Annotated in this window: 8 protein-coding genes and 1 pseudogene; all 9 read right to left on the bottom strand. The window is 42.3% G+C overall.

Annotated features, from left to right (window positions below; translation table 11 throughout):
- Positions 1-317: 317 nt before the first annotated feature.
- A pseudogene (locus IQ224_RS05980) lies at positions 318-692 on the bottom strand (RNA-guided endonuclease TnpB family protein); the annotation flags it as partial.
- A gap of 499 nt (positions 693-1191) precedes the next feature.
- On the bottom strand, positions 1192-2922 hold the full coding sequence (locus IQ224_RS05975) for an NFACT family protein (protein WP_002740835.1): 1731 nt from the start codon (positions 2920-2922) through the stop codon (positions 1192-1194).
- Positions 2923-3123: 201 nt separating this feature from the next.
- Positions 3124-3798 carry a DevA family ABC transporter ATP-binding protein gene (locus IQ224_RS05970; RefSeq protein WP_002740837.1) on the bottom strand — a complete coding sequence of 225 codons (675 nt, stop codon included), beginning with the start codon at positions 3796-3798 and terminating at the stop codon, positions 3124-3126.
- Positions 3799-3846: 48 nt separating this feature from the next.
- On the bottom strand, positions 3847-5025 hold the full coding sequence (gene devC / locus IQ224_RS05965; protein WP_002740839.1) for an ABC transporter permease DevC: 1179 nt from the start codon (positions 5023-5025) through the stop codon (positions 3847-3849).
- Between the two features lie 217 nt (positions 5026-5242).
- On the bottom strand, positions 5243-6547 hold the full coding sequence (locus tag IQ224_RS05960) for an ABC exporter membrane fusion protein (protein WP_002740841.1): 1305 nt from the start codon (positions 6545-6547) through the stop codon (positions 5243-5245).
- A gap of 21 nt (positions 6548-6568) precedes the next feature.
- A complete protein-coding gene (locus tag IQ224_RS05955; RefSeq protein WP_002740842.1) occupies positions 6569-7366 on the bottom strand; it encodes an SDR family oxidoreductase in 798 nt (265 codons plus the stop codon).
- Between the two features lie 38 nt (positions 7367-7404).
- Positions 7405-8376, bottom strand: a complete 972-nt coding sequence (locus tag IQ224_RS05950) for a calcium-binding protein (protein WP_002734838.1) — start codon at positions 8374-8376, stop codon at positions 7405-7407.
- A 40-nt stretch (positions 8377-8416) separates the two neighbouring features.
- Positions 8417-9295, bottom strand: a complete 879-nt coding sequence (locus tag IQ224_RS05945) for a hypothetical protein (protein ID WP_002740845.1) — start codon at positions 9293-9295, stop codon at positions 8417-8419.
- On the bottom strand, positions 9282-10292 hold the full coding sequence (locus tag IQ224_RS05940) for an alpha/beta fold hydrolase (protein WP_002740847.1): 1011 nt from the start codon (positions 10290-10292) through the stop codon (positions 9282-9284). Before IQ224_RS05940 ends, IQ224_RS05945 begins: the two co-directional genes overlap by 14 nt.
- Positions 10293-10331: the final 39 nt, after the last annotated feature.

The following is a 10331-nucleotide window of genomic DNA, read 5'->3' as shown; positions in this document are numbered from 1 at the left end:
AACTGCACATAATAACCATCGGCACGATTAAGGATTCTTACCCGTTTAATCTGGTCTGGTTGATAATAATTAATATCTCTAGAGCCAATCAGTTTAAGAGTGCCAATACCTTTTTTGTCTGTAAAGGTAAGGCTCTTCGGTTTGTGTTATGCAATGAACGGGGGTTATAAGGGATGGAACCCCTATATAGAAAGGCATTTAGCGATTTTTGTCAATTATTTTCGATCTAGAGCGAACTAATCAATTAAATACCTTGCCAGATAAGGATTTAGTCGATTTATGCCCCCCTATCGAACCATACCAAGTAACGAAGAGCCAAAGGTAATATGACGTTTATCTTTTGATAGTTTCCATCCAGATACTTTATACTCAACAGAACGAGAATGTTTTTTAAACTTAGGGTAGTTTTTCTTTCCTTTAACTTTATTTTGGCAATTATCGTAAAACCGAGTAATTGCCCGCAAGGTTCTTTCTACGGCAGTCTGGCAAGCATGGGAGTTTAAATCATCAACAAATTTAAACTCTTTTCTTAATGCTGTGTTGTACCGAAATAACTCTGTTTTGCCAACACCCTGATTATCCATCCAATAACGCAGAACTTTATTCCGAACAAATTGGGTTGTCCGTATTGCTTCGTTAATGGCTTCTATCTGATTAGGTTTTGGCTTAACCTTGTATTCTAGCACAAACATTTTGACACTGCTCGACCGAGTATCAATATCTTAGCACAAAATTCTTTAAGTTGACAATATATATTTAAGTGGAGCCGCCCAACCCTACACTAAAGGAAGGGTTTGTACCCAAATTTTCGATCAAACTAATCCTATTGAAAGATTAAAAAGGGTTTTACCATTATTCAGCAAGCCCTAATTTAGGTTATACTTCTGGCTGAATGGAAATTAATTTTGCACCATTACAAAATGTGAGACGGGGACGATCACGGAGTTACAGAACCGGTTAGGTTAAGATAAAATACCAGTGGTCGCTTTAATATCACCTAAATAGTCGGTTTTTTGTGTCTTTCCCCCGACTATCGGCTGCTACCACTGGTTTGCTGTTGTTTGTTGTTGTAATCTGAGGAAATATAGTTCTTGCGTTCCCAAGCGCCTGAACTGCATTTATCTCTCTAGTAAAAATTGTAACAGACAATACCCATTTTGTGTAAAAAAAAGTAAACAATTTGGTAAAAAATTATTTTTTGCGGTAATCCTCAACCCTCTGAGGACAGCCCCAGATTACTGTTTCCTGTTTGTAAACCACCATACCGGGCTTTGCGCCCTTGGGTTTATAGACGTATTTAGGACGGGTATAGACAACGGGAACCTGTTCACTATGGCGAGCGCGGCTATAATAAGCGGCGTAATCGGCGGCAAATTGCAGATCGGCGGCTTCTGGAACTGTACCGGGACTTAAACGCAGTAAAACGTGACTACCAGGGATTTCTTGGCTATGAAACCAGATATCGTAATCGCTGGCACTACGAAAAGTTAGCCGATCATTTTGACGGTTATTTCTGCCAATCCATAATTCGACTCCAGAGGGAGTAGTAAAGCGCATGGGTTCGGATTCTTTGTTATTCGCCCGATTACGCTGGTAATTGCTTTCTAGATACTTCTGTTGGATTAATTCTTCTTGTATCTCGTCTAATGCCTCTAAATCTTCGCTGCTGCTATAATTTTCTAGTTGACTTAAACTCGATCGCACCTGTTCAAGATAATTAATTTCACTGACCACTTCCTCTAATAAAGGTTCCACCGCTAACCGGGCCCTTTTTAATTTCTGATGTTGTTTATACAAATATTGGGCATTCTGCACGGGATTTCTTTCGGGATCGAGAGGAATAATGACAGGTTTTCCTGTCTGAAAATCCACCAAAGTAATGCTAGTCATTCCCTGCTGTATTTGCTGCAGATGGGCCATTAATAAATCCCCCTGCTCTTTATAGCGATCAGCATGAGCAGATTCTGCTAGTCTTGTTTGAAATCCCGCCGCTTTAGTTTGCAGTTTAGTCAGTAAAGATGTGATTTTTTGATTTAACTTTTGCTGTAGTTGTCGAAAGTTTTCTTGATTAATTTGGTCGCTATAATAACGGTTTAATAATTCTTGGACATTTTTAGCCGCTGCCAGCATCTCCCCACCGATAACTGTATAACCTTCGCTTGTCCATCCCGGTTGAAAGGTTTTATTTTCAAGGATTTTTAACCATTCTTGCCAAGCTGAAAAGAGCTTTTCCCAATCAGTATTATCTAACTGATCCGTGTTTAATTTTGGGTTAATTTTGGCTTTTTGCAACATCGAGCGAGCGATGACGGGACTAACCCCACGATAGGTACTAACTAACTGTTTTTCGATAGTTTTAGGGATTAAACTAACTCTCGCTTGCCAACTGCTCAAGGATTCTTCTAAACTGGGGTCTGTTGCCAATAAAACGGGGGGTAGTTGATAGATTTGTCCCGTTTGTACGGTGCGAACACTAGACTGGGTAGCATTAACTTGATGGGCAACGGTGACAATTTGATTGTCAGCCGCAGTTAAAATGACATTGCTATATTTGCCCATAATTTCTATATACAAATGCCACAGCGCCGGATCATCGGGACGTTTGGCAAATTGCAGATCAATGACTCTTTCCCACGGGGCAACAAATGCTAATTTTGTCAGGGCAAAACCATTGAGTTGATGACGCAATTGATCGCTGAAAGTGAAGGTATCAGGGACTTTCGGCGGTGGATCACCAATATGCAGCCGCGCCCCTTGGGGATGCCAAGAAATAATTAACCATCCCTTGCGATCGAAGGTTCGTAAATGGAGGGCGATGGTTTGGCGATCAATTTGATACACTTGTTCTAATCTGGCTGGTAGCCAAGGGGCGGCAATTTCGGCACAAGTGGCACTGAGGGTGGTAAAGTCTAGGGATTGCATTTTCAGGATTCAGGAGATCTTCTCGATGCCAAAGTTGGCACCGCCAAGCATGAAAATATAATAGCTTCCCACTAAGGCTAAGACAAAAAAGTTGTTTCCTCAATTAAAAACAGATTTGGTGTCAGAATCTATCGGTGGAGGTATCCCAGTCTTAGCCGAAAAGCTGAGGAGCGCCTTTTCTGAGTTTTCTCTAGATGGCTATTAGCAACTGCACAAGCGTCCATCTTCCATGTGAACAATGCGATCAGCAATATCTAAAATCCGATTATCGTGGGTAACGAGTACAATAGTACGGCTCTGTTCTTTGGCTAAACGTTGCATCAAATTCACCACGTCTCGTCCCGTTTTACTATCGAGGGCGGCTGTTGGTTCATCGGCTAAAACTAATGGGGGATTACCGGCCAAAGCTCGTGCGATCGCTACCCTTTGCTTTTGTCCCCCGGATAAGCTATCTGGATAATAGTCGATCCGATGTCCTAAGCCGACTTTTTCTAATATCAAAGCAGCGCGTTCTTCTGTTTCCCGTCCGCCGAGATGTTCCTGAAGCTCGATCGACATTTGTACATTCTGTCTTGCGGTTAGAAAGGGTAACAAATTATGGGCTTGAAAAATATAACCAATTTGACGGCGGGTTTGGACTAATTGTTCTTCACTAGCCCCCCGTAATTCTTTTTCAAAATGCTGTAAGCTTCCTTCTTGAACAGAGCGTAGGCCACCGATTAAGGATAGTAAGGTTGTTTTTCCAGAACCAGAGGGGCCAGTTAAAATAACGATCTCTCCCTCTGTGATTTTTAAGTTGATCTGAAAAAGAACTTGTTTTTTCAGCGTTCCTTGACCGAAATAGTGATTGAGGTTTTGAATATCAATAATGTCCATAGACAGCCTCTTTCCTTGAGATGAGGTATAGATATTTGTTTCTTTTTTCTAAAAAATATCGGCTGGATCGGCATCTTGCAATTTTTTAACAGCAGTGGCTCCTGAAACGAAGGCCATGACTAAGGTTAAGATAAAGACAAAAACCGCTCGATCAAGCGACATATTGACAGGTAATAAGGTGGCATTTTTAGTAAACTCATATTGAATATTAGCGATCAAAAAACCTGGAATATATCCGAGAACAGCAATTAAAAAAGCCTGTTGTAAAACCATTGATAAGAGATAGCTATGACGATAGCCCATCGCTTTTAGGGTGGCGTATTCTGAAAGATGTTCCGAAACATTTGTATAGAGAATTTGATAGACAACGACAATTCCAACAATAATTCCCAGGATAACACCTAAATTAAAAATGAAACCAATCGCCGTACTACTTTGCCAATAATTCTTCTCAAATTGAATCAACTGTTGCTTTGATAAAACTTTAATATCATGAGGTAAATATGCTTGAATATCTTCGATAAATTTATTGATATTAGTTCCTGGTTTTAGACGAATTAAGCCAATATTAATTAATCCATCAGAACGGTTGCTAAAAATTCTTAAAAAATTCAAATGGCTCATGATTAAATTACCATCTGAACCAAAAGAAGTTCCCAGTTTAAATAAGCCAGCGACTTCTATTTTGCGGTTGTTACCCTTATTGCTAACCTCAGTAATAACCGATCCCTTTTTTTCAAAATCAGCAACAATAGGACCAAATTCAGAGCGAGAATCTTGATCAAATAAAACTTGATCGGGAAGTTTTAATAGATCCATATTTTCTGCGAGACCGGGTAAATCAAATGCCAAATGTTTAAGATCAAATCCAATCACGAATATATTACGCCAATAATTACGAGTTTCAGGGTTTTTCCACTGAGCAAAATCTAAATAAATCGGGCTGACAAAATCTACTTCTTCAAAAGCCAAGGTTTGGAGTAATCGCCGTTGAGGAAAACTTTCCATGCCAATCAGTGAAGTAGTACGAGGACTAATTAAAAAACAGTCCCCTTGTAGAGCTTCGTGAAGCCGAACAGCACTATCAAACAAAGCATCCCGAATCCCCAATTGCATAAAGACAATTACAACCGCAAAAATAACCCCCGATAGAGCCACCAGTAACCTGGTTTTTTGGTAGCGTAATTGCAACCAAGCTGTCGGTAACTTCCCGTGGAATATTTTCATCTTTTGCTCCTCCTAAAGATTCTAGATTGCTCGCGGCTGACTTGTTGACAAATACTACTCCTTATTTGAGACTTCGACCTAACATTATCTCAAGGCTAAAAGTCTTGCTAGATAAGAAATTTAACTAAATAGATATTCATTTCATATATAGAACTATTTAGTTAGCGCACAACCTAAAAGCCAGCTGTGATTGGGTTATAATTTTTCGATAGCTCTTTTAAAGATTAGTTTTGTTCGTATCGATCACCACATTGACTTGTAAATTAGTCAAGTTAGCCACTTTCTTACTAGAAGATGGATCGAGACGAATTTTGACTTCCACCACTCGCGCATCTGCATCAGCAACTGGATCGGTACCCAAGACATCTTTTTTGCCAATTTGTAAGCCAATTTCAGCGACGGTTCCCCTTAGTTCCCCAATCAATCCATCGGTGGTAATTTTTGCCCGTTGTCCTAGTTTAACCCGACTCACATCTGTTTCATAAACTTCGCTAGTGACGTACATTTGACTGGTTTGACCGAGATCGAGGATGCCTTTATCACCAATTAATTCACCGGGCCAAGTATAAATTTTGAGAATTTGTCCCGCTTTGGGAGCTTTGACAAAAGCTAAATCTAAATCAGCTTTTGCTTTTTGGACAGCACTTTTAGCGGCGATTAATTGGGATTGAGCAACTTCAACATCTACGGGACGGACTTCCGCAACCGCATCTAAGGTCGCTTGGTTTTCTTTGATTTTCTGATCTAGAGTTGCTACCGTGCGCTGAAGATTAGCTTTAGCTTCATCAATTCTTGCGGTTAGAGTGGTGACAATTCGACTTAAATTAGCGTTGGCTTCTCGCAGACTTTCTTGGCTAGTTTGAGCCATCAGACAGAAGCGATCGCGTTCTTGCTCTGAGACCGCACCTTCTTCGTATAGAGTATGGTAACGCTGACAATCTTTTTGTGCATTGTGAAACTCAGCTTTAATCCGCTCAATAGTGGCGTATTGAGCCATTTTTTCCCCTTGTAATTGAGCCGTTAAACTGGCAATAGTAGCTCTTTGGGTGGTAATCTGTCCTTCTAATTCGGAGCGAGTCCCTTCAAATCTGGCATTTTGGGCAATAATATCCCCCTGTTTTGCGCCAGCTTTCACCTGAGTTAAAAGAGATTGAGCAATGCGAACTTGGTCTTGTGCTTGTTTCAGTGCTGCTTGGAGTCTGTCCCGACTGTCGAGGATAGCCAAAACTTGTCCAGCGTCAACCTGCTCTCCCTGCTTTACCAACAGTTTATCAAGGCGAGACCCTTCCATAAAAGCAGCAGCAGAAATCTTGATTGTTTCTCCCGCCGGTTCTACATAGCCTAAAGCCGCCACGGCTTTAGGCTTTCTCGGAGTAGTGGAAGCGACAGCCGGGGATGTTGTTTTTAAAGATTGATAGCGCCAAATTGAATAAGTCGCTACAGCGCCACTTGCCATAGTCCCGATGGTGAGACAGGTAATAAGTAGCCAATTAGTTGGTTTGACAAAAAGCTGAGATTTCATAAGAAGCTTTACTCTCTTTAATTATCTGGTTTCATTGAGGTCTTTTCTTCTCGGTCGAGTTATTCGTTCCAAGATTTGCACGGTTATATTGCGTGGCATTAAGCGAGGAATGCTGTTAGCAAGCCAGTAATTTTTTAGTCCGGGAATGACATAATTGCGCCCGTCTTCAAGAGCTTTGAGAGCAACTGCTACCACCCGCTGAGGAGAGGTGGCACTCCCATCATCAAATATCTTAACTAAAGACCGTGTTGCTGTCGGTCCAGGACAGAGTGCTAAAACCCTTAGTCCTCGATGGCGATACTCAGCCCAAAGCGCTTCACTAAAGGAGAGGACGAACGCCTTACTCGCTCCATAAACGGCCATGTAAGGCATGGGCTGAAAGGCTCCACTAGAGGATAAATTGATTACCGCTCCTTCCCCTTTAGCCAGCATTCCTGGGATAAATTTATGGGTTAAATCAACTAAAGCCACTACGTTAACCATCACCTGTGCGCGATCTTGCTCAAGGGGAATTTGCTCGAAGGGCGCATAGTTAAGAAACCCGGCATTATTAACAAGTAAATCTACAGTAAGTGCCTTTTCCTCGACAGCGCTGAAAACGTCCTGAGCAGCATTTTCACGACTTAGATCGACAACAATTACTTCAGTGCGGACACCGTAAACTTGATAAAGATCGGTTGCTATTGTGCGTAGTTTTTCTTCGGTTCGTGCTACTAAAATGAGATTCATGCCACGTTTAGCAAGCTCGCGGGCGAATATCTCGCCAATCCCAGATGATGCTCCCGTGATTAATGCTGTTTTGCCGCGATAATTGAACATAAACTTTTGCCTTTAAATAAAAAGTTGAACGCCGCTGCTTAGACTGCGAAGTTATTACTAACAAAAATGTTATTGTTAGTCAAATCAAGTCCAGATGATAGTTTAGCAATCTGAATTTGAGCGATTCCGCCTACACCATCGACATCAAAGAATAAAGTGCCGTTAGCTCGGTTATAGATAAATCTATCATTAGAATCAACTGCTGCTGTACCAATGACAAATTGCTCAGGCATCAGCAAAGCATCTGCTATGAGGTCGTCAGCGAAACCCGCAGCAGAGACGATCATAATATCATTAACAACCGAGAAATCTGTAATAGTGTCAATGCCATCTTGGGGACTGTTGAAAACAAATTGATCTGCTCCAGTACCGCCCGCAAGAGTGTCCCCACCCAAGCCACCAATTAATACATCGTTGCCACTATCACCAAAGAGAGCATCATTGCCCACCTCACCAAAAAGAATGTCGTTACCAGAACCACCAAAGAGAGCATCGTCACCATCACCGCCATTGAGTACGTCGTCGCCAACATCGCCAATAATGCCATCGTTGCCAGAACCGCCAAAGAGAGCGTCATTGCCACTACCGCCCCAGATGCCGTCGTTGCCATCACCTCCTGTTACCTGATCGTCGCCAGAACCGCCAATAATCCCGTCGTTGCCAGCACCTCCACTTAAAGTATCATTGCCAGCATCACCGTTGAGAATGTCGTTGTCATCGCCGCCATTGAGAGCGTCATCACCATTACCACCAAGGAGAATATCACGGCCATCGCCCCCAAGTAGATCATCGTTGCCATCGCCGCCACCTAGATAGTCATTACCACCACCGCCGAACAGCAAATCGTTACCGCCGCCCCCAAGTAAGGCATCGTTGCCATCGCCAGTAACCAAAGTGTCGTTGCCAAGTCCACTATCAAGATAGTCGTTGCCACCGTTGCCATATAAAATATCATCGTCATTGCTGCCGAATAAAAGATCGTTGCCAGTGGTGCCGATAAAAGTAGCCATGTCATTTTCTCCTTTGCGATTAAAAGCTTTTTATTTCAAGTTACTGAAAGTTTTTGCCGAGTCTTTGTAAACAACTAACCCCGAAGAGTCCGAGTCCTAATAGTAAACAAGACAGGGTATTAGAAGGCTCAGGAATTGGCGTTAGGGAAAGAGTCACTGCCCGATTGTTAGCATCAGGAACAATGCGAGCTACTTCGACTTCATCCCCTGTCCAAAACACTCCATCAGGTCCAGGAGTAAATAAAGGGGTAATGGCAGAACTGAAAAATTCTAGCTGACTCCCAGCTCCTTCTGGAGGAAACCCAGTTAAAGGTGAGGAGACATTGAGGGTTACGGGGTCTCTGGTGCGAATTGTCCCTTCCGGTGTTCCTTGGATTTCTAAAAAGAATTTCAAGAAACTATCTCCTAATGAGGGATTATCATTTCTTTGGCTGATAGCTCCTGCCGAATAAAGGGAAACATAGGGTAAAGTTGACCCTGGAGGAGTCGGCACTAAATCCGGCACTCCATCCCCAGCTAAGGCAGTAATCAGGGGGACAAAAGGAGTAGTACCTGAAGATATATTGTGGAAGACTTCCAGTTGAACTACGTCGGCAATACCATCAACACTGCCTACATTACCCAGTAAAGGATCGCCAATAATGGCATCAACGGGATTTCCTAATAAAATCTGGGTGTTTCCCTGAAGAATTGCGGTAAAATCTGGTAAATTATTTGGACTAAAGCCAAAGTTAGCACTAACGATAACTGTGTTGAAAAAATTATAGATCTGGCTCGAGCAATTAGAAATCCAATTGTTCCCTGAACCACAGTTTAAAGAAGATGCATTGGCGGGAGTGATTGCTCCTGGCAATAGGGAAACTGTTAAGCTTATAATGCTTGGAACAAGTGGCAGTATTTTAATTTTAGAGTTTTTCATTTGTCTTCTCCTTGAGGTTAGTCTGTTGTAAGATTTTCCTGATTGCATCAACAACTAATTCAGGTTGATCAATATGAATATTATGACCACTGCTGTGAGCGATTTGTAAGCTTCCCGAAGTCGAAAGATCGGAGGTTTCTGCCTGTAATTGCCGCCAGATAGACTCAGACACTTCTACATTTTGCCCGGAAAACATATTCAGTCCGTGAGAAATTACGACTAAGGGTAAGTGAGAGGGAAAGGAAGTTTTACTGACCAATGCAGCATCTTTTTTCATTAATGCGCTTTCGGCTAAGGCAGTATTAAAGCTTTGGGGTAGGAACTTTGCTAAAACAACAGATTGTACAGACGGGGGCAATTTTTGGACAAATTCGGGAGCGACATCACTGCCTTTGAGTTGAAGCAGGAGGCGCAAGATTCCCAGGCGAGAAATGATGGATAAACTGCGAAACATTTGCCGCGTTGCTGCCATATTTTTCCTAAATTCATTCCCCAGACGGCTATAGACATTTGCCGGTACTGCATCCACTAAAACCACTCCCACTACTTCTGAAGGATACCGGCTGGCAAACAGGCGCATATTCAACCCTCCCAAGGAATGACCCACCAGTAAATAAGGCCCGGCTATTCCCCCTTTTGTTAGTAGAGTGTGTAGTTCTTGAACCATAATCAGGCTGGTGCGAGGATGGGGACTGGGTTCACTCCAGCCGTAGCCAGCGCGGTCGTAAACACAGACAGAGGTGAACTTTGCCACTTCCGATTGAACCCAATGCCAGAGGGGAGATATTCCCCCTAGTCCATAATCCATCACCACAGTGGGACTACCTTGACTTTTACAGTGGAGATGCAAGCGATAACCCCCTACATCTATCAATTGACCAGGTGGTGGATACTTACTTAGGTCTTTAATTGTGGCAACTTGCTGGTAAACCAGTCCTAAAAGTACCAGTAGTGCCACCAAAGTAATAACTATTCCGCCGAGTAGCCAAAATTTCATCTTTTTTCCCTATGATTCATTAGTTAACTGATAAAATTC

Source organism: Microcystis sp. LEGE 00066 (assembly GCF_015207925.1).
In the GTDB taxonomy this organism is placed as follows: Bacteria; Cyanobacteriota; Cyanobacteriia; order Cyanobacteriales; family Microcystaceae; genus Microcystis; species Microcystis ichthyoblabe_A.
This window is presented reverse-complemented; position numbering and strand designations above follow the sequence as displayed.